The following is an 18,233-nucleotide window of genomic DNA, read 5'->3' on the forward strand; positions in this document are numbered from 1 at the left end:
GGTGAGGGTGATGGGGGGGGTGGAGGGGGCTTGGTGCCCGCCTCAGGCGCTCCCACGAACCACTGCCTTTGCTCGAATCGGTCGGTAATAGTTGCGGAATAAAATGCTTTTTCGATAACGTATTTATTTGAGCCAAAGATATAATTATTGAAAGAACGGCATTCTAAGTAAGCTTCTTGAGTTCGTACAGATAGGCAGCATCTTCCTTGTATTTTTGATCTTTAGTAATGAAATGTGCGTATGTTAATTTTCCAATGAGGTGGTCGAGATAATTTGGTATATCAATATTTGAAAACCTAACGTGGCCATTAATTCCATATTTCTTTATGTAATAAAGATCTTTTCTTAAGTTTCTTCTTTTTTCCCTAAGAATATTTGGCCTTTCATTTACGACTACACCATTGACGTATTTTCTCGCGCCTTTGCCGGCCATTACGGTCTTTTTCGAGTTTAGCTTCAGGCCATCTGTTCTTAGTTCTTTCCTTACGACGCCGATGAGATCAGCAAGATTGTCTTCGCGAGAAGAGAACGTCATGTCATCCGCATACCTAGTATAAAAAACTCCCCTCGATTTACACTCATTAAAGATCACTTCATCAAATCGTCTGAGCACTAGATTTGACAACGCCGGGCTAGTGGGGGCGCCTTGTGGAAGCCCATTCTCAAGGGTACAAAGACCACTTAAGAGCCTCGCAATTTGAGCAGTATACCCAAGATCAAAGAAAACGCGATAAACCGAAAATCCAGAAATGGTCGGAAAAAAATCTCTTATATCCAACGTTAGCATGTAAGGGCGAGCCTTATGAATGACCGCTGCCCCTCTGAGGCTATGATTTTGACGAAAGGCCCGGGCGGCTTTGTGCGGCTCAGAATTGGCGATCACTTGCTCAGCAATGAACCGCTGGATCAGTTTGAGAGTTGGGAACGGCTCGCAAATCGTTCGCAACCCTCCACTTTTTTTGGGAACGTCAAATCTTCTGTAAAAGTAAAACGGAGCGGCTGAGATAGCGTGTAGCAGGCCCTCGGAAAACCCCACCAGCCGAGAGAAATGACTTACATCAAAAAGAACCAACGCCTTGTTTCGAGTTAACTCAGTCACATACGTCGCAACAATCTCGCGTCGGTCAAGGCTGCCGAAATCGTTAAACAGATCGAGTTGAACATACTCTTGAGAGAATCGAAAATCAGGCATCAGTCGTTCCGGTTACTAAAAATCCATTCACCGAAGGTGAAGCGCCCGAAGGGCGGGACTATGAAAACGACATTTTCCACTCCGTGGAAAATTCGTTTTCATAGAGTGGGCCTGAAATACGGTCCAATCCAGATGAGCGACTCGCTCATCCTGCGGTCAAGCCGCTAGGGTCTAACTCTATCTCTAATTTGAGCGAACGACTGATGCCCAATTTCATATTCTGCATTTTCGTCGATTCGATCAATCCTATATTCAGACAGAATTTCTAAATCACGCCATTTGTTACGAGATTTTACGGGAAGCGTAATTCCAGGTGCGATACGGAATTTTGAATCTTTGCGGATGAGCACACCGTCATCGAGCATCCTGCGGACGGCTATTGCAATTTGAGCAGCCGTGAAACCTTGCTGCTCGACTTGTGCCACCGCTCCCTCTTGAGCAATTGCTATCAAAATAGCTGCTTGTAGTGGTGTACTCATACCTAGTTCCTTGGAAACATAGCGGGCCAGCTTGATCCAGAAGTCGAAGTATCGCACCAAAATATGGGTAGCGTGTTATTTGGCGTCTTCTTCATGCTGACCAACGCTTCTGACTTAAGATATCCCTGCACATAATCTTTACCCACCACCGCCAAACTCTCAATTTGAGCGTAAACATCAAGTGCATCCATCTGTAAATTAAGATCAGTATCATCCGAAAGAGCTCGGCGAAATTCGAAACAAGTTGAAGCGGAATAGCAAAACCCATCAATTCGAATACGTGCGCGCTCCATCATGGCAATCGAGTACAAATAGATATCTGCTGGGTGAATCCCAAAATTTGCAATGCTCCTCCGAGAGAACTTCCGAAATTGCGTTCCACTGCCAACAAAATCGTCAACGACAATAATAGAGTATTCATTGACGTTGTTCTTTATGGATGAAAGTGATTCAAGCGTCTTCAAGTCGGCAAAATCAGATTTATCTAAAAAGCAAGATATTTCATATACGACAGAATGCCCACTTTTTATTTTTTGTTTTGAATCGGATATCGGGATTATCGCTATTTTTTCACCCTTGAAGGCGCCCGTAATCCTTCGTGCTATTTCGCTGCAATGATCGTAATAGTCTGTACACCAGAAATAACTCTTGATGATGTGCGTTATTAACGCGAATTGTTCTTCTGTTGTAGTCAACGAAAACAGCTGGAATGCAACATCGTTTATATTTCCCCCGAGCCGGTTCTTTTTTTCCGACCATCCTTTTGCTTCAATTACTTCATCAATTATTAGGAGTTGCTCAAATGAAAGAGCCATTAGTCGTTGCCCCTCGAATCCCTTCCCGCAGCAGCAATATACTGGCCTATGAATTCAAATATCAAACCCCAAAGTGGAACAGATTCCCGCTTGTGGACCGCTATTCAATGAAATAGACGCTCTCGGTTGGTGGGCCTTCACAGGCACCATTCGAGACGCGCCGCCTCAATCCACCTCCGAACCCGACCCCATCACCCCCCAAACGCCACCTTCACCCCACGCTGCCGAAAATAAGCCTGCATCAATTTCCGGCCCGAGCGGTTGTTCTGCACCAGTTTCGCCGGGTCGATGACGACCTCTTTCAAACCTTCGCGCGCAAGCGCTGCCTTGAGGGTGGCGATGTGGGTGTCGATGTCGGCATTGTCGGCCTGCAGGGATTGATAGATGCGGGTTGTGGCCTCGGCCACGGTCGGTTCGCTCATGGGGTTCAGTCCTGTTGTCGTTGGCTGGGCGCCGGGCCCATAGGTTTCGTGTGCCCCTACTGTGCTGGAAACGGTCCCGCGTCAACCGGGCAGGGGAGAAAGCCTAATACTCGATGCAGCGTCCGGTGGCGCGCCGGACGAAATCGACGACATTCGCCCTGACCTGCGTCGTGTTGATCGTATTGGGCAGATGAAACCAGCCGTGCAGGGTGTAGATCGGCGGAAACATCGGCTTGGGATTGAAGGGCACATAATGGAAGGCCACCAGGCTGCTCTTGCCGTTCTCCACCAGGCTCAGCTGAAACGGCCCTTCGCCGGCGGTGGTGGCCTTGCCGCTTTTGCCAAGCGGAATGTCACTGTCCGGATCGAGCAGCAGATACCGCGCCGGCATCTGCTGGAGCTGCTGCCTTTGCTGCCTGAGGGTCGGCGGGGGCGGACACCCCGACGGATCGGGATCGCGCTCAGCGATGACAACCCTCTCCTTGGTCAGAATAGGCAGTTCGGGCTCAAGCTCAGAGATCGCCACCTTTGGCAGCGCATCGATCTGCGCCTGATAGGCATCCTGAGCGTTCTTCGCGGACACGTAGGAAACCCCCCACAGGGCGCAAGGCACGGCGACATAGGCGGTCAGGATGCCGCCGGCGGCGACGGGCGAAAAACCGGCCGCATAGCGAACCACACGCGGGATCGCCCAGAGGTAGATTATGGTCGGGGAAAAGATGATCGGGGCACTGACCAGATAGAAGATCCCCCAGACCAGCATTTCCATGATGCATCCTTTCGGTCATTTTCGCCCGCCCGGGCGCCCCGCTGTCACCTCCAGGATCACCGCGCCTTGGCCGCCACCCAGTCGTGCCATTGCTGTTCGCTGCCGTGGAACACGTTGAGGTCGATCTTGCCCTTGACGCCCTGCGACAGGCCGGAGCCGGAATATTGCCAGAACACCCATTTGCGGTTCGGATAGCGTTTCGACGGATGGGCGGCGACCGAGCGCAGCCAGAAGGGATAGTCGAGCAGTTCGCCGGAAAGGTTGTCCTCGTAGAAATCCGGCGCGGTATAGATGATCGGCCGCTGGCCGTAGTGTTTTTCCAGCCTGTCGGCAAACACCTTTATTTTTTCCAGCACGCGGGTGCGCGAGATGCGCTGGCTGCAGCGCGATTCGCCGTTCCACTCCACGTCGATCACCGGCGGCAGGGCGCCGGCTTCTCTCGGCACGTTGCGGATGAACCAGTCGGCCTGCTCGCCGGCCGTGCGGCACCAGTAGAAGAAGTGATAGGCGCCGCGGCGGATGCCTGCCTCCTTGGCGCGCCGCCAGTTGGTCTTGAACATCGGGTCGAGATGGTCGCCGCCGTCGGTCGCCTTGATGAAGGCGAAGTTGGCCCCTTGCGTGCGCAGTTTTGCCCAGTCGATATCGCCCTGCCAGCGCGAGATGTCGACGCCGTGCACCGCATGGCTGCGCGGCGAGACCGGGCCGAAATTGATCGGCTTGGCATCGCGAAACCGCTGGCTGTAGATCTGCGAGCGCGAGCGCGAGGAGGGGGCCGCTGGCGCCTGCGGCTCGGCCGGCACCGGCACCAGCATGGCCACGGTCCGCTCGCCCGGAACCGGCATGCCGGCCGAACTTGCCATCGGCTCCAGCATCTGGGTCTGGCTCTGGATCTGCGCCTGCATCTGCGGCTGCCCGCCCGGCACGGGCCCGGCCCAGGCCAGCGCATGCGGATCGCTTGTTGGTGCTGTTGTCGCGCCGACATTGGAGGCCGGCACCGGCCCCGCCGCTGCGGCCACCGCCACCGCATTGGTGGTCTCCGGCGACACCGCCAGCGCCTTGTCCGGCGTGGATGTGGAGCAGCCTGAAGTCAGCAGGCAGGCAAGAACGATGGCCGACACGGTCGATAAACGCATAAGGTACCCGTACGCAAAACAACGATCGCGGCGTTTTTGACGCCCGCCGACGACCCGCTGAGACAAAGTGCTAACGGAGTTTTACCAAAAAAGGCTGAATGCAATCTTTACGAAACGGCCGGAGGGGGCAGGGGCGAAGGAATGGCGGGTGTCGACAACGACTGAAGGCTCTGCGGCAGCCGCCAGCCTCCACCCTCCCCTTGAGGGGGAGGGTCGGAGCGAAGCTCCGGGGTGGGGTGACCGACGTTGGCGATTGTGGTGATCACCCCCACCCGCCGCTCCGCGTCGACCTCCCCCCTCAAGGGGGAGGTGGAGCTCAGACGTCACCCTCCGCATCGTTCGTCCGTAGCGTTATCTCTCCGCGATCCGTCATGGGGCAGGCGCACGCCGCCGGCCTCCACCCTCCCCTTGAGGGGGAGGGTCGGAGCAAAGCTCCGGGGTGGGGTGATTTGCCGCAATGGCAGAGACCGGGAAAACCGAACGGCCTCGGATCAGCCGGGCACCGCCGGGATGGCGCGGCGCAGGTCCGGTTCGTCGTGGATGAAGGTGATCTGCAGCGATCCGGAGATGTCCTTGCCGGGCGGGCAGGCCGTCGGCAGGCCGTCCTGGTCGATGGCGATGTGGCTGTCGCCAAGGGCAGCGACCAGTGCCGGCAGGGCCTCGCCCGGCAGGGTGAAGCGGATGGTGTTCATGATGTTGGAATACATGCGCACATCGTCCACCCAGCCGCCGAGCCGGTTCAGGGTGTCGAAGACGAGGCTCGTCGCCTCGTGGCGGGGCATGCGCGTCACTGCGCTCAGCATTATCAGGCGCTGCATGGTGGTCTTATTCCTGGACGAACAAATGTGCCGCCACTCTAGCGACGCACCGCCATGATGACAAATCACGCCGTTTGTGGAATAGCCGGGAGCAACAGGTGATTTGGCGAAGGTGTCGCGGTTATGGTGTTGTCCTCTCTTCCGGTCTTTGGCGCAAAAACGCGGGCAGCCGTGCGGGCCACAGCCGTGGCAGCGCTCCTGACACTGATCGCAGCACCCGCCGAGGCGCATATCCTCGGCGGGCCGATGGGCGGCTTCGGTTCGGGCTTTGAACATCCGCTGCTCGGCTTCGATCATTTCCTCGCCATGCTGGCGGTCGGCCTGTGGGGCGCGCAGATGGGCGGCCGCGCCGTCTGGTCGCTGCCGGCCACTTTCCCGATGATCATGTGCATCGGCGGCATCATCGGCATGACCGAGATGTTCCCCATTCCCTATATGGAACTCGGCATCGCCCTGTCGATCATCGTGCTGGGCGGCGCCATCGCCGCGGCCTGGAAGGCCGGCGAGGCGGTGGCGCTGATCATCATCGCCTTCTTCGCCATCTTCCACGGTTATGCCCATGGCCAGGAACTGCCGCTGGCCGCCGATCCCGCCGCCTATGCCGTCGGCTTCGTGGTGGCAACCGGCCTGATCCACGTCGCCGGCGTCGGCCTCGGCCTGGTGCTCGGCCGGTTCTACGACGGCAAGCTGACGCGGGCGCTCGGGGCGGCCATTGTGCTCTGCGGCCTCTATTACCTGATCCGATGACCAGGAAACCCGCCCGCAAGGCCCGCAAGACAGGCAACCCGGCCCGCCAGACCGCCAAGGCCCGGCCGCAGCCGGCAGCCGCCGCCATGCCGCAAGCGCTGGCGCCTCCGACGCTGCCGCCGGATGTCGTGCCCCTGACAGAGGCCGGCCGTCCCGACTGGCGGGTGATCGTGCGCACCCGCCGCTTCAGGGCGGCTGTCGGTTTCCTGGCTCTCGGCTTTGTCCTGCTGGCGCTGTCGCAGGCCATTCCGCATGATTACGGTTTCCTGGAGCTCGGCTTCCTGTTCACGCTGTCGGTCTACGATCTGGTGCTGGCCATGCTCGGCCTGTCGGTGGCCGCCGCCATGGCCGACACAACCAGGCAGTTCCGCGCCATCGTCTTGACCTTTCTCGGCGTGCTTTCGCTCATGCTGCTGTTCTTCGACAGCCTGTTTGCGCTGATCCTTTTGACCCCGCTCGGCGACAACCTGTTTCTGGTCGCCCCCACGGCCGTCATTCTGACCGGCGCCTCGCTCTGGCTGCCGGGCCTCTGGCGGCAGCGGGCGGTCACGGTGGCGGCGGGCCTTGTCGGCTTTTCCTTCGCGCTGTTCATCGGGCTCGACGATCTCGGCGTCGGCATTTTCCGCTTTGCCTTCGGCGCCGTCGCGGAAGCGCTCTGGGTCATCCTGGCGCCGGCTTTGCTGCTGCGTCAGTTCCGCGGGGCCTGGCTCACCATTCCGCTGCGCATCGTCGGCAGCTGGCTCGTCGTCATCGGCGTCATCGTCATGGTCTCGCTCTACCTGCCGATGAAACCCGTCGATGCGCCGCCGCTGCCCGCGATCGACGATACGCTGATGATCCTGCCGAACGGCGACAAGGTGCCGCTGGTCCTGCCGGAAGACGAACCGGAAATGTGAGGTCTCCTGCGGCGCGGCCTCCCGGCAGCGCCGGGGGCTGATCGTTACAAGACCTGTCAGCCGGCTTTGCGGTAGCGGCGCGCCACGTAGACGACCTGGCCCTTGGTCAGGCCCTTATAGAGCACGGATCCCTTGGCGCCGGCGAATTCCGACATGAAGCGCTTCATGAACGGCACGCGGCCGATGCGTTTGAGCTTGCGCTCGTTGGCCGCATCGAGCGCCGCCACGACGCGTCTGGAGATGTCGCGCTGCGAGACGAGGGTCAGCCCGGAGGCCGCCAGCTGGCGGTCGAGTTCGCCGATCGTGCCTTTCGAGCGCATGTCGGCAAAGGTGAACCAGCCGCCCGGGGTAAGCACCCGCTCCACCTCGCGGGCGAAGGCCGCCACATCGGCATAACAATGGGAGGATTCGATATTGACCACGATATCGAACGCGCCGTCGGCAAAGGGCAGATGCTCGGCATCGCCGGTCTGGAAGGATAGCGCCGGCGCATCGGCGTTGAGCTTGGTCGCCAGGCGCACGGTCTCCGGCGAATAGTCGAGGCCGACCACGGCGGCCGGCTTGTGGTAGCGCGCGATATAGCGCGATCCGCCGCCGCGTCCGGAGCCGACCTCCAGCACCCGCGCATTGTCGACCGGCAGGCCTTCGACCGCCTGCTGGTAGAGCCCGATAAAGGCCCGCTCCTCTTCATCCTCCGGCTTCAGCGGGAAGGGGGCGCCCTCCGGCATGTAGCCGTAATTCATGAAGCGCCAGTCGCGATCGCCCCAGAAGCGCGACAGGCTGTTGTAGAGAAAGCGCCAGGCCCATTTGCGGCTGCGCGGAAAGGCGCCCCGCTCGAAGGCGCTGAGCACGGTGGAAAACATGCGGCTGGTCATGCCGTTCCTTTCAGCCGGCCTTGCCGGCAGGTGCGGCTTGGGCCGGAAATTCCTCAGCGAGCCAGGCGCGGGCCTTGGCGATCAGTTCGGCGTCGTCCTTGTTCTTCGGATCGAAGCCCGGCAGGTAGTAGCTCAGCACCAGAGGCATGCAGCGCCGCCAGAAGCCCGGCGAAACGAACACCACCCAGAGAAAGCGCAGCCAGAAGCGTATTCCGGTCTTGATACCATCGGTGCGGGCAAAGATCCTGACATTCCTGAGGAAAATCACCAGGAAGGGAAAAATGGTGGCGTTCATCGCCGTCACACGCAGCAGATAGCGCTTCCAGCCCGGCATACCGGGCGTCACCGCCTTCAGCACGTCGAGTGCCACCGCCTTGTGCTCGAGTTCCTCCAGCGCATGCCACATCCACAGCCGGCGGTAAGGGGCCGCCGCCTTGTCCAGCAGCTCGGGCCGGCGCAGCGTCACGCTCGACAGCGTCGCGGTCAGGTGTTCGATGGCGCAGGTCACCGCCAGGCGGTGCAGCGGGTTCTTGGCCACGCCCAGCGCATAGCGCACCGGCTTCTCCATCTCCTCGACATCGTAGCCGAGCGACTGAAGCGCGCGATTATAGTCCTCGTGCTCGCGGGTGTGAAACGCTTCCTGGACGGAGTAGCCGTTGATTTCCCTGGCCAGTTCGCGGTCCTTGAGCTTCGATGCGTAATGCTTCAGCGAGCGGATGAAGTAGCGCTCGCCCTCGGGCAGGAAGATCGACAGGCCATCGGCCGTCACCGTCTTGATCATGTCGCCGTCAAACCAGTGCCGCGTCGCGTTGCCGAGAATGCCGAAATGGATGTCGCGCGGAATGATGTCCTCGTCATGGGGTGACGGTATCGCTGTGTATCCGGCTGCCATCTGACTGTAATCCCTTGTCAATTCACGTGAATACTTAGCTTTTCTATAGAATTCCGTAACAGACGGAGTATCTATAGTCCATGCCTCTTGGTAGGGCAACCGGAGCGGTCGGCATGACCCGGAGCGCCGGCTACCAGGCGGCGGTCGAGACTGGGTATCGAGACTTGGTATAAGGTGCCGGGCGCCGATAGATCGCGAAAAACCGACTGCAAAACTGTATGTCTGCGGCAGGAATACCGCCTGAAATCGATTCCGGTTTCAGGAATAATGCAGTAGACAGTGGGTCACGCAGACCTGCGCCACAGACCCGGTGCCCGCCCGATGACCATCCGCTATGTCCGTCCCGTCTCCCATGCCGCCCGCTTTGCCGAACGGTTCGGCTTCGTTGCGCTGGTCATGCTGGTCGTGGTCTTCCTGCTGCATCGCTTCGGTCAGCTGGCGACGCCGGATGCGGTGGCCCTTGTGCTGTTTGCCGCGGTGCTGGCCGCTCTTGCCGTGCCGCTGGCCTTGGTCGGCCTTGTCAGGCTCTGGCAGGTCGGGGCGCTCGGCGGTGTGGCAGCCGTCAAGGGTCTGCTGTTTGCCGCCCTGCCGCTGGCGGTGGTGGCGCTCGGAGCGGAACGTTACGTCACGCGGCCGATGCTTTATGACGTGTCGACCGATCTCATCGATGCGCCAGCCTGGATCGACACCCCGGCAGCACCCCAGCGCCTTCTGCCACGCCCGGCCATCGTCACGCCGACTGACCGCGAGGCGCAGCTGATCGCCTATCCCGGCCTTACCGGCCGGCGCTACGAAGGCGCGCTCGACCGCGTCTACGAGGCGGCGCTGAAAGTGGCGAAGACCAGCGGTTTTTCACTCGGCGCCAGCCGTGGCAAGGAATATGCGATGCCGGAGTTCCTGCCGCCGCAGAAGGAAGACGAGGCGGCACCGGGTCTCGCCGGCGGCCTGCCGCAGGTCATTCCCGTGCCGTTGCCGCGCCCGACCCCTGAACTGGGCGCCGGCGAGGTCGAGCCGTCGGGCACGGTGCGCATCCAGGCCGAAACCCGCACGCTGCTGCTCGGCCTGCGCTTCGACATCATGATCCGCCTGCGCGAAGAGGCGGAAACCACGCTGGTCGACATCCGCGTCGCCAGCCGCTACGGCCCGCACGATCTCGGCCTGTCCGCCGCCATCGCCGAGGCCTACCTGCACGCCCTCGACGCCGAACTGCTCGGCATCGCGGCGGATTGACGGTCTGATTCCAAGATTAATGATGGCATCCCGGGGCCTCCGTCATCGATACCGAGGCCCAGGCGCCGTCCAAGCATCATTGTTACACTCTGCCTGGTCGGTTTGGATTGGTCTTTCATCGATCACAGCATGGGCGACCGGTCGGTAGTCCCTGTCGCGTGGGTTTCTAGACCGCCAGGTCGACGGCAATTGCCGTGGCTTCGCCACCGCCGATGCACAGGCAGGCGATGCCGCGTTTCAGGCCGCGGGCTCTCAGCGCATGGACGAGCGTGACGAGCATCCGCGCACCGGTCGCTCCGATCGGATGCCCAAGCGCGCAGGCACCGCCATTGACGTTGAGTTTTTCACGCGGAATACCGAGTTCGCGCGCCGCCGCCATGGCGACCACCGCGAATGCCTCGTTGATCTCAAAGAGGTCCACGTCCTCGGTCTGCCAGCCGACCATGTCGAGCAGCTTGCGGATCGCCGGAATGGGGGCCGTGGTGAACCAGGCCGGTTCCTGAGAATGGGTGGCGTGGCCGAGAATACGCCCGAGCACCGGCATGCCCATTTGCGCCGCCGTGCTTTCGGCCGCCAACACCAAGGCCGCGGCCCCGTCCGCATTGGCCGAGGAACTGGCTGCCGTGATTGTCCCATTCTCGCCAAAGGCGCTCCGCAGGGTCGGAATTTTTGCAGCGTCGATCTGCGCAGGCCGTTCGTCGCGCGCGATCGTGAGGTCGCCCTTGCGCGTTCTGAGCGCAACCGGCGTGCACTCGGCGTCGAAGGCGCCACCCGCCACGGCGGCCTGGGCGCGCAACAGCGTCTCGGCAGCGTAGGTATCCTGGTCGTCGCGGCTGAACTGGTAGAGTTGAGCCGTCGCCTCGCCGAAGGCGCCCATCGGGCGGCCGTGCTCGTAGGCGTCCTCCAACCCATCCTTCATCATGTGATCGATCACCTCGGCGCTGCCGGCCTTGCGGCCCTTACGCATGTCCGTAAGCAGGAAAGGGGCGTTCGACATGGATTCCATGCCGCCGGCCATAACGACCGTCGCGCTGCCGGAACGGATCAGGTCGTGGCCGAGCATCACCGCCTTCATTCCCGACCCGCAGACCTTGTTGACCGTTGTCGCCCCGACGGAATCGGGCAGGCCTGCCGCCCGCGCCGCCTGTCGTGCCGGCGCCTGGCCGAGACCTGCAGGCAGGACGCATCCCATCAGCACCTCGGAAATCTGATCGGCGGCGAGGCCGGCATCGTTGAGCGCCGCGCGGATCGCCGTCGCACCGAGCTGCGTGGCGGCGACATCGGATAGTCCGCCCATGAATGCGCCCAGCGGCGTTCGGCGTGCGGCGCAAATGGCGATCGATTGTGCTTGACGGGACGACATGGGCGTTTCCTTCGCTGGTTGATTTAGATTACGATCGTATCTTTGATTGTCAACATCTGGATTATGATCGTAATCTAGATGTTTTGGAAGAGGATCAAGCAATGGGAAGCAGCCGAGAGCATGCTGTTGGAAACCGGGCGCGGGTGGTGCGTGTCGCAAGCGAGCTGTTTCGCGAGCACGGGTATGACGGCGTCGGCATTGCCGCGCTGATGAAGGAGGCCGGCCTGACCAATGGAGCCTTCTACAAGCAGTTCGGCAGTAAGGAGGATCTGATTGCGGAAGCGACCGTGCATGCCTTGTCGGAAAACGCCGCAAGCTGGAATGCCGTGCTGGAAAACGCTGGCAATGATCCATTGACGGCGATCGCCGATTGGTATCTCGCCGAAAAGCATTTGGAACATCGCCGGGACGGATGCACTTATGCCGCGCTCGCCGCCGAAGCGCCGCGGCGCGAAGAGCCGGTTCGTTCGGCTTTCGATGCGGGCATCCGCAGGACGCTTGAGCATATTGCCGAGGCCATGGCGCATGACGATCCCGCCGTTGCTCGGACCGCGGCCACCCGCTATCTTTGCCAGCTTGTCGGCGCACTGACCCTGGCGCGCGCCGTAAGCGATGCAGCCTTGGCCGACAGCATCCTCGTCGCCGGTCGCAACCGGGATTGAGACTGGCTCGATCGCCGGTTGGCGCGGCCGCATCGCTGAACGGCAACCACGAGCCTGATGCAGATCGCCCGATGAGGCACCAGCGGTTTCGGGACTCCGAAATGCCGCATAACCATAAGATCAGGCGTACCGTGCGAATCTGAACGGTCGCGACGCGCGTGTCCTGATGACGGCCTCTGCTTCAGGCTACCGTATAAACCCCGGTCAGCCGGGCCGGGCCGTCGGTGGCAACCAGGCCCTTCTCCACCAGATCCTCCAGATGCGCCAGCACCGAGAGGGCGGCCGCGCCATGCAGGCGCGGGTCGGTGTCGCGATAGATCGCCGCCACCATCTCCGGGATCAGCCGGTCGCCGGCGCGGATGCGCTCCAGCACGGCCCGCTCGCGCATGCGCCGATGGGTGCGCAAGCCCCGCAGGAAACTCGCCGGCTGGTGCACCGGGCCGCCATGGCCGGGAAAATAGATCCGGTCGTCGCGCGCAAGCAGCCGCTCCAGCGAAGCCATGTAATCGCCCATCGCCCCGTCCGGCGGCGCGACGATCGAGGTGGCCCAGGCCATCACATGGTCGGCCGAAAAGACGATGCCGGTGTTCTCCAGCGCAAAACCGGCATGGTTGGCGGTATGGCCGGGGGTGAGCAGGGTTTCGAGGACCCAGCCGTCGCCTGTCACGCGGTCTCCATCGGCAAGCGTGATATCGGGCTTGAACTCCAGGTCGGAGCTTTCGCCGAACGGATTGACCTCGCCCTCGTGCAGGGCCCGGGCGGCGCGGTGCGGCCCTTCGGCGACGACGATGGCGCCCGTCGCCGCCTTCAGCCGGCGCGTAAGCGGCGAATGGTCCTTGTGGGTATGGCTGACGGCGATATGGGTCACCTCGCGGCCTTCGAGCGCTGTCATCAGCGCCTGGAAATGCGCCTCGTTGTCCGGGCCTGGATCGATCACGCAGACCGAGCGCTCGCCGACGATATAGCTGTTGGTGCCATGGAAGGTGAACGGCGAGGGGTTGTTGACGGTGACGCGCTGCACGCCCGGCGCCACCGGCACGGCCGCGCCATAGGAGGGCTCGAAGGCGAGGTCGAACTCGGGACTCGTCGGGCCGTCTGCCGCCTCGCTCATTTATATTCGATCTCGATGAAGGCCATCGGCTGGTCGCCGCCATTGACCACATTGTGCTCGACGCCGGCGTCGCGGCGATAGACCTCGCCGGCCTTGCTGGTGACCCGCCGCTCGCCGGAAGCATCCTCGATCAGGAAATGGCAATCGGTCATCGGCACCACGACATAGCCCATGCCATGCACGTGATGGCCGGTCGCCGCCCCCGGCTCGAAGTCCCAGCGGGTGATCCGCACCATCTGATCGTCGAGCAGCAGGGTCGAAACGGCGGGCGGACGGGCGGAATAACCGGGCATGGTCAGGCTCCTGTTGCAATGCGAAAAATACCGCCCGTTTATCGAACCCTGGCGAGCCCGCGTCCAGCGGAAAATGGCGGCCACCCGACCCGGCTCGCCGAAGCCTCAGCTGACCCCGATGACCCGCGCCTTTGAATTCGCCCGCCCGATGCGCTATAATTCGACAAAAATCACCAAGGAAGTGATTGCCGCCCGTCTCCGCTTTTGCTAATCAGGCGGCGCATCGGGCCAGAAGGATACCTCCTCGGGCCCATCACGGTGGGGCGTAGCCAAGCGGTAAGGCACTGGTTTTTGGTACCGGCACCCCTGGTTCGAATCCAGGCGCCCCAGCCACTTTAATTTATCAAATAAAATCAATATTTTTCTTGATTTCAGGAAAGTCCGGCTGTTACGGCAAAGCCTTCCGGCTTTTGTCGCCGTTGGCATTGCGCTTCTGTTGCCGCGCCTTTTCCCCGCCGCTCCATGACGATTCTATGGCCATGAAGGGGTGGGTGCCGCCTTCATGATGTCGAGACCATGCTCTCCTCGCTGGCGCAGGGCCGATCTGCGGGCCCGCCGCAATTCTTTGAGCGCCAGCCGAAAACGACCTGCTCGAATTTTTCAAAAAATACCGCCTGCCGTCGCTTGTGTCCGATCAGGAAATCCCTATAGTTTAGGAAATAAATATTCCGGACAGGAAATAAGAGGGGACGGTAATGGCTCTTTCATGGCGGTTTTCCGCGCTGGCCGACAGGCACCGCGCACTCGGCTCGAAGCTTGAGGACTGGAGCGGCATGGGAACCGCCTGGACCTATGACAAGGACATCTACGAGGAACACATTGCCGTGCGCACCAAGGCCGGCATCATGGATGTCTCGGGGCTGAAGAAGGTGCACCTGGTCGGGCCGCACGCCATCGCCGTGCTCGACTACATCACCACCCGCGACATGACCAAGATCTATCCCGGCAAGTCGGTCTATGCCTGCATGCTCAACGACCGCGGCCATTTCACCGACGACTGCATCGTCTACCGCACCGGGCCGAATTCCTGGATGCTGGTGCACGGTTCCGGCACAGGCTCGGAAGAAATCGCCAAGCAGGCCGTCGGTCGCAACTGTGCGGTGCTGTTCGACGACGACCTGCACGACCTGTCGCTGCAGGGGCCGCTGGCCGTCGATTATCTTGACAAATACGTGCCCGGCATCCGGGATCTCAAATATTTCCACCATATGCAGACCACCCTGTTCGGCGCGCCGGTGATGATCTCGCGCACCGGCTATACCGGCGAGCGCGGCTACGAGATTTTTGTGCGCGGCCAGGATGCCGGCATGGTCTGGGACCGCATCGTCGAGGAAGGCAAGGAGATGGGCATCATCCCCGTCTGCTTCAGTGTTCTCGACATGCTGCGGGTGGAAAGCTACCTGCTGTTCTACCCCTACGACAATTCGCAGATGTATCCGTTTGCCGACGAGCAGCCGGGCGACAGCCTGTGGGAACTCGGCCTCGACTTCACCGTCAGCCCCGGCAAGACGGGCTTTCGCGGTGCCGAGGAGCATGCCCGCCTCAAGGGCAAGGAGCGCTTCAAGATCTTTGGCCTGCTGATCGAGGCCGATGGCCCGGCCGATCTCGGCGACGAGGTCTGGGCGGACGGTAAAAAGGTCGGCGTCATCACCTGCCCGAGCTATTCCAAGCTCACCAGCCGGTCGATGGCGATCGCCCGTCTTGATGTCGACTATGCCAAGCAGGGACTGCCGGTCGAAGTTCGCGGCGCCAATGTCAAGGCCAAGGCCATCGCCCACACCATCACCTTCGACGATCCGAAGAAGACCAAGCGGACGGCGATCGGTTGAGGGAGCGCGCAGATGCTGGTTGCAGGTATCAAGAGCCGCCCCACCTATGCCGGGATCGCCATTGATCCCCATGCCAGGCGGCACATTTTTGCCCTGGAAGGCGAGGGCGCGCTGGCGCTCACCGAGCAGGGCGAAGCCCTGACGCCCGCAGTCCTTGCCCGCAGCGAAATCCTTTATACACCAAGTGGATCAAAGGGTGAGGATCACGACCAGCGCCTTGCCGCACTGCAGCCCGACATGTTCTGGCAGGGACCGACGATCGCCACGCTGCTCTTCCGCCTCAAGGGCTCGCTGAGCAACGCCACCATGGGCACCCGGCTCTATATCGCCGGAACCGAAGGTTTCATTGGCCAGGCGATGCAGATCGCCCTCGACCTCGGCATGGATTTCAATTCGATCCCGACGGAGCATCGCGGTTCGCTGGCCCGGCGGGTGCAGTGCGTGCATTGCAAGGGCATAACGGAAAACGTTACCGTCAGCCCGTTTCCATGCAGCCACTGTGGCCTGCCTTTGCTGGTGCGCGACCATTACTCCCGCCGGCTCGCCGCCTTCCAGGGCGTCAATATCGACGCCGAGGAACCCGGCACCGCGCCCGAGCCGGAGGAGCTTTTCTCGTGAGCATCAATACGGAAATTCCGGTCCGGGTCGCAAAGGTCACCGAGGCCGCCGAAAAGATCAAACGCTTCCGGCTGGAGCGGCTCGACGGCCAGCCCATGCCGTATTTCTCGGCCGGCGCCCATGTCGTCGTGTCGATGGTCGACGATGGCCTTCTCCGGCGCAATCCCTATTCGCTGATGTCGGCGCCCTTTGACACCAGCGCCTACGAGATCAGCGTGCTGGCCGTCGAGAATTCGCGCGGCGGGTCCGCGTTCATGCACAGGGTTCGCGAGGGCGACCGCTTGACGGTGAGCCAGCCGGTCAACCTGTTTCCGGCCGATCATCGCGGCCGCAAGCACATCCTGATGGCCGGTGGCATCGGCATCACGCCTTTCCTTGCCATGATGGCCCAGTTCGAGCGCGACAATACCGCCTTCGAACTGCATTACGCCATGCGGTCCCGCCAGACCGGAGCCTACTGGCAGGACCTGCTTGCGCGCTACGGCCCCCACCGCGTCAAACTCTATTTCGATGCCGAAGGCGGGCAGGTGCCGCTCTCCCAGGTGCTCGACCACCAGCCGCTCGGCACCCATCTCTATGTCTGCGGCCCCGCCGGCATGATCGATGCCGTGCTGCTGTCCGGCCTGGAGGCGGGATGGCCGCGAGAAAACCTGCATTCGGAGCGTTTCCTGGCCCCGCCGACCGGCCAGCCCTTCAAGATCTTCCTCGAAAAATCGCAGCTCTCGATCACCGTCGGCGAGCATCAGAGTATTCTGGAAGCGATCGAGGCGGCCGGGATCGACGCCCCCTACATGTGCCGCGGCGGCGCCTGCGGCCAATGCGAAACCGGCGTCTCGTCCTGCGACGGCGAATTGCAGCACAATGACATCTATCTCTCGGACGAGGAAAAACGGGCGGGCAACAAGATCATGATCTGCGTCTCGCGCTTCAAGGGGCAGCAACTCGTTCTTCAACTGTAGAGCCAAAACCAGGACGGTCGCAGGGATCGGACGATCTCGCACCGCTTCAGTTTCAAGGAACCGGACAGATGACCATCACCTTCAAGCAGGAAACGTTCCGAGACGATTTCACTTACTCCAACAGCCCGGACAATATCCGCCGCTTTCCCTTTCCGTTCGACCGCGACGATTACATGTATTCGGTCAACATGGAGCCGCATGTGCTCGGCAAGGCCGGCACCATCTACGAGAGCCTGATCGATGTCGACGAGCACTATCTCGCCGAAATGCACGATCGGGCTTTGGTGCTGAAGGAGGATCCGCTGCGCTGTCAGGCGCTGCCGCACATGATGCTGGCGCAGTGGGATACGCTGGAGCTGCTGATGGAGCAGCAGGCGGCGGGCTACCCTGAGCATTTCACGCTTATCCGCAATGGCGACCAGTGGCGCTGGATCAACCGGCCGATGGGCATCGACGATACGTTCACCTTCGGCGACCCCTCGACGCTGCCCTATCCTCCGATGGAATACATCACCCGGCAGGCCCAGGGCGATTTTGCCATCGTCGACCAGCGCCAGGACAATCTCTGGATGGATGCCGGCATGGTGACCACCCAGGCCGACTGGTCGCTGGATTTCGACATCGGCATGAACTTCATGGAATGGCACGGGCCCGTGCCGCTGGCTCACCAGATCGGCGTGTTCGACCGGGCGCTGAAATTCCTGTTGAACCTGCAGCAGGGCAAGCCGACGCGGCGGTTCAACTGGACGATGACGATCAATCCCAGGCTCGATACCAGCCCGGAAAACTATCCCAAATGGGGCACCGACCGCACCACGGTGACGCCGGACAATGTCGGCTCCAAGGTCCATCTGCGGGTGGAATTGCAAAGCCTCTGGCGCCTGCCGCGCTCCAACGCCATCCTCTTCGTGATCCGCTGCTACCTGATCAGCATGGACGAACTGGTGACCGTGCCGAAATGGGCGCGCCGCTTTCCGCGTGTGCTGAAAAACCTGCCGCCGGAACTGGTCGACTACAAGGGCCTGACGCGGTTTCGCGACACGACCGTGGAGTGGTTGTCGCAATACGACGACGGCGCGCCGACCAGCCCGGGCTTCTGGCCGGATTAAGAAAAATCCCCTCCCCAACCC

Annotated in this window: 20 protein-coding genes and 1 tRNA gene; 9 read left to right on the plus strand and 12 right to left on the minus strand. The window is 61.2% G+C overall.

Annotated features, from left to right (window positions below):
- Positions 1-163: 163 nt before the first annotated feature.
- From HFC70_RS26085 to HFC70_RS26115, 7 genes are all read right to left on the minus strand, one after another.
- On the minus strand, positions 164-1,192 hold the full coding sequence (locus HFC70_RS26085; protein ID WP_168476252.1) for a reverse transcriptase domain-containing protein: 1,029 nt from the start codon (positions 1,190-1,192) through the stop codon (positions 164-166).
- 164 nt (positions 1,193-1,356) lie between these two features.
- Positions 1,357-1,671 (minus strand): hypothetical protein, encoded by a 315-nt coding sequence (locus tag HFC70_RS26090; protein ID WP_168476253.1) that lies wholly within the window; start codon positions 1,669-1,671, stop codon positions 1,357-1,359.
- A 2-nt stretch (positions 1,672-1,673) separates the two neighbouring features.
- Positions 1,674-2,486, minus strand: a complete 813-nt coding sequence (locus HFC70_RS26095; RefSeq protein ID WP_168476254.1) for a hypothetical protein — start codon at positions 2,484-2,486, stop codon at positions 1,674-1,676.
- 191 nt (positions 2,487-2,677) lie between these two features.
- Positions 2,678-2,908: a hypothetical protein gene (locus HFC70_RS26100; RefSeq protein ID WP_168476255.1), complete on the minus strand. Its 231-nt coding sequence runs from the start codon at positions 2,906-2,908 to the stop codon at positions 2,678-2,680.
- Positions 2,909-3,011: 103 nt separating this feature from the next.
- Positions 3,012-3,677, minus strand: coding sequence for a hypothetical protein (locus HFC70_RS26105; protein ID WP_168476256.1), 666 nt, complete (start codon positions 3,675-3,677; stop codon positions 3,012-3,014).
- A gap of 56 nt (positions 3,678-3,733) precedes the next feature.
- On the minus strand, positions 3,734-4,810 hold the full coding sequence (locus HFC70_RS26110; protein ID WP_168476257.1) for a GH25 family lysozyme: 1,077 nt from the start codon (positions 4,808-4,810) through the stop codon (positions 3,734-3,736).
- A gap of 491 nt (positions 4,811-5,301) precedes the next feature.
- The gene (locus tag HFC70_RS26115) at positions 5,302-5,628 is read right to left on the minus strand and encodes a hypothetical protein (RefSeq protein ID WP_168476258.1); all 327 of its coding nucleotides are present in this window, start codon (positions 5,626-5,628) and stop codon (positions 5,302-5,304) included.
- 123 nt (positions 5,629-5,751) lie between these two features.
- Between HFC70_RS26115 and HFC70_RS26120 the strand changes: the two genes are divergently transcribed.
- The gene (locus HFC70_RS26120) at positions 5,752-6,375 is read left to right on the plus strand and encodes a HupE/UreJ family protein (RefSeq protein ID WP_168476259.1); all 624 of its coding nucleotides are present in this window, start codon (positions 5,752-5,754) and stop codon (positions 6,373-6,375) included.
- Positions 6,372-7,271: a hypothetical protein gene (locus tag HFC70_RS26125; RefSeq protein ID WP_168476260.1), complete on the plus strand. Its 900-nt coding sequence runs from the start codon at positions 6,372-6,374 to the stop codon at positions 7,269-7,271. Before HFC70_RS26120 ends, HFC70_RS26125 begins: the two co-directional genes overlap by 4 nt.
- Positions 7,272-7,327: 56 nt before the next feature.
- On the opposite strand, the gene HFC70_RS26130 is transcribed toward HFC70_RS26125, so the two are convergent.
- Both HFC70_RS26130 and HFC70_RS26135 read right to left on the minus strand, forming a co-directional pair.
- Positions 7,328-8,146: a class I SAM-dependent methyltransferase gene (locus HFC70_RS26130; protein ID WP_168476261.1), complete on the minus strand. Its 819-nt coding sequence runs from the start codon at positions 8,144-8,146 to the stop codon at positions 7,328-7,330.
- A gap of 10 nt (positions 8,147-8,156) precedes the next feature.
- Positions 8,157-9,038: a metal-dependent hydrolase gene (locus tag HFC70_RS26135; RefSeq protein ID WP_168476262.1), complete on the minus strand. Its 882-nt coding sequence runs from the start codon at positions 9,036-9,038 to the stop codon at positions 8,157-8,159.
- Between the two features lie 321 nt (positions 9,039-9,359).
- Here HFC70_RS26135 and HFC70_RS26140 point away from each other — a divergent pair, with 321 nt between their 5' ends.
- Positions 9,360-10,268, plus strand: coding sequence for a DUF1499 domain-containing protein (locus tag HFC70_RS26140; RefSeq protein WP_168476263.1), 909 nt, complete (start codon positions 9,360-9,362; stop codon positions 10,266-10,268).
- 166 nt (positions 10,269-10,434) lie between these two features.
- Here the strand turns inward: HFC70_RS26140 and HFC70_RS26145 are convergent, their stop codons facing one another.
- Positions 10,435-11,631 carry an acetyl-CoA C-acyltransferase gene (locus HFC70_RS26145; RefSeq protein ID WP_168476264.1) on the minus strand — a complete coding sequence of 399 codons (1,197 nt, stop codon included), beginning with the start codon at positions 11,629-11,631 and terminating at the stop codon, positions 10,435-10,437.
- Between HFC70_RS26145 and HFC70_RS26150 the strand changes: the two genes are divergently transcribed.
- Positions 11,613-12,293: a TetR/AcrR family transcriptional regulator gene (locus HFC70_RS26150; RefSeq protein ID WP_168476265.1), complete on the plus strand. Its 681-nt coding sequence runs from the start codon at positions 11,613-11,615 to the stop codon at positions 12,291-12,293. The genes HFC70_RS26145 and HFC70_RS26150 overlap by 19 nt on opposite strands.
- Before the next feature lie 181 nt (positions 12,294-12,474).
- Here HFC70_RS26150 and HFC70_RS26155 read toward each other — a convergent pair whose 3' ends face one another.
- Positions 12,475-13,404: an MBL fold metallo-hydrolase gene (locus tag HFC70_RS26155; protein WP_168476266.1), complete on the minus strand. Its 930-nt coding sequence runs from the start codon at positions 13,402-13,404 to the stop codon at positions 12,475-12,477.
- Complete coding sequence (locus HFC70_RS26160) at positions 13,401-13,697, minus strand: cupin domain-containing protein (protein ID WP_168476267.1); 297 nt, start codon at positions 13,695-13,697, stop codon at positions 13,401-13,403. Before HFC70_RS26160 ends, HFC70_RS26155 begins: the two co-directional genes overlap by 4 nt.
- Positions 13,698-13,956: 259 nt before the next feature.
- Between HFC70_RS26160 and HFC70_RS26165 the strand changes: the two genes are divergently transcribed.
- The 5 genes from HFC70_RS26165 to HFC70_RS26185 all read left to right on the plus strand — a co-directional run bounded on the left by HFC70_RS26165 (position 13,957) and on the right by HFC70_RS26185 (position 18,212).
- Positions 13,957-14,030, plus strand: a tRNA-Gln gene (locus tag HFC70_RS26165).
- Positions 14,031-14,392: 362 nt separating this feature from the next.
- A complete protein-coding gene (locus HFC70_RS26170; protein ID WP_168476268.1) occupies positions 14,393-15,526 on the plus strand; it encodes an aminomethyltransferase family protein in 1,134 nt (377 codons plus the stop codon).
- A gap of 12 nt (positions 15,527-15,538) precedes the next feature.
- A complete protein-coding gene (locus HFC70_RS26175) occupies positions 15,539-16,144 on the plus strand; it encodes a dimethylamine monooxygenase subunit DmmA family protein (RefSeq protein ID WP_168476269.1) in 606 nt (201 codons plus the stop codon).
- Positions 16,141-17,103 carry a PDR/VanB family oxidoreductase gene (locus tag HFC70_RS26180; RefSeq protein WP_168476270.1) on the plus strand — a complete coding sequence of 321 codons (963 nt, stop codon included), beginning with the start codon at positions 16,141-16,143 and terminating at the stop codon, positions 17,101-17,103. The genes HFC70_RS26175 and HFC70_RS26180 overlap by 4 nt, the downstream gene beginning before the upstream one ends.
- 68 nt (positions 17,104-17,171) lie before the next feature.
- Positions 17,172-18,212, plus strand: coding sequence for a DUF3445 domain-containing protein (locus tag HFC70_RS26185; protein ID WP_168476271.1), 1,041 nt, complete (start codon positions 17,172-17,174; stop codon positions 18,210-18,212).
- Positions 18,213-18,233: the final 21 nt, after the last annotated feature.

This window comes from Agrobacterium sp. a22-2 (assembly GCF_012276985.1).
In the GTDB taxonomy this organism is placed as follows: Bacteria; Pseudomonadota; Alphaproteobacteria; order Rhizobiales; family Rhizobiaceae; genus Allorhizobium.

Bases quoted from the DNA above. Each gene is read 5' to 3' on its own strand.
- HFC70_RS26095 (WP_168476254.1), bottom strand. From the start codon at position 2,486: ATGGCTCTTTCATTTGAGCAACTCCTAATAATTGATGAAGTAATTGAA.
- HFC70_RS26155 (WP_168476266.1), bottom strand. From the start codon at position 13,404: ATGAGCGAGGCGGCAGACGGCCCGACGAGTCCCGAGTTCGACCTCGCC.
- HFC70_RS26105 (WP_168476256.1), bottom strand. From the start codon at position 3,677: ATGGAAATGCTGGTCTGGGGGATCTTCTATCTGGTCAGTGCCCCGATC.
- HFC70_RS26175 (WP_168476269.1), top strand. From the start codon at position 15,539: ATGCTGGTTGCAGGTATCAAGAGCCGCCCCACCTATGCCGGGATCGCC.
- HFC70_RS26140 (WP_168476263.1), top strand. From the start codon at position 9,360: ATGACCATCCGCTATGTCCGTCCCGTCTCCCATGCCGCCCGCTTTGCC.
- HFC70_RS26160 (WP_168476267.1), bottom strand. From the start codon at position 13,697: ATGCCCGGTTATTCCGCCCGTCCGCCCGCCGTTTCGACCCTGCTGCTC.
- HFC70_RS26135 (WP_168476262.1), bottom strand. From the start codon at position 9,038: ATGGCAGCCGGATACACAGCGATACCGTCACCCCATGACGAGGACATC.
- HFC70_RS26125 (WP_168476260.1), top strand. From the start codon at position 6,372: ATGACCAGGAAACCCGCCCGCAAGGCCCGCAAGACAGGCAACCCGGCC.
- HFC70_RS26090 (WP_168476253.1), bottom strand. From the start codon at position 1,671: ATGAGTACACCACTACAAGCAGCTATTTTGATAGCAATTGCTCAAGAG.
- HFC70_RS26185 (WP_168476271.1), top strand. From the start codon at position 17,172: ATGACCATCACCTTCAAGCAGGAAACGTTCCGAGACGATTTCACTTAC.
- HFC70_RS26100 (WP_168476255.1), bottom strand. From the start codon at position 2,908: ATGAGCGAACCGACCGTGGCCGAGGCCACAACCCGCATCTATCAATCC.
- HFC70_RS26120 (WP_168476259.1), top strand. From the start codon at position 5,752: ATGGTGTTGTCCTCTCTTCCGGTCTTTGGCGCAAAAACGCGGGCAGCC.
- HFC70_RS26115 (WP_168476258.1), bottom strand. From the start codon at position 5,628: ATGCAGCGCCTGATAATGCTGAGCGCAGTGACGCGCATGCCCCGCCAC.
- HFC70_RS26145 (WP_168476264.1), bottom strand. From the start codon at position 11,631: ATGTCGTCCCGTCAAGCACAATCGATCGCCATTTGCGCCGCACGCCGA.
- HFC70_RS26170 (WP_168476268.1), top strand. From the start codon at position 14,393: ATGGCTCTTTCATGGCGGTTTTCCGCGCTGGCCGACAGGCACCGCGCA.
- HFC70_RS26085 (WP_168476252.1), bottom strand. From the start codon at position 1,192: ATGCCTGATTTTCGATTCTCTCAAGAGTATGTTCAACTCGATCTGTTT.
- HFC70_RS26110 (WP_168476257.1), bottom strand. From the start codon at position 4,810: ATGCGTTTATCGACCGTGTCGGCCATCGTTCTTGCCTGCCTGCTGACT.
- HFC70_RS26130 (WP_168476261.1), bottom strand. From the start codon at position 8,146: ATGACCAGCCGCATGTTTTCCACCGTGCTCAGCGCCTTCGAGCGGGGC.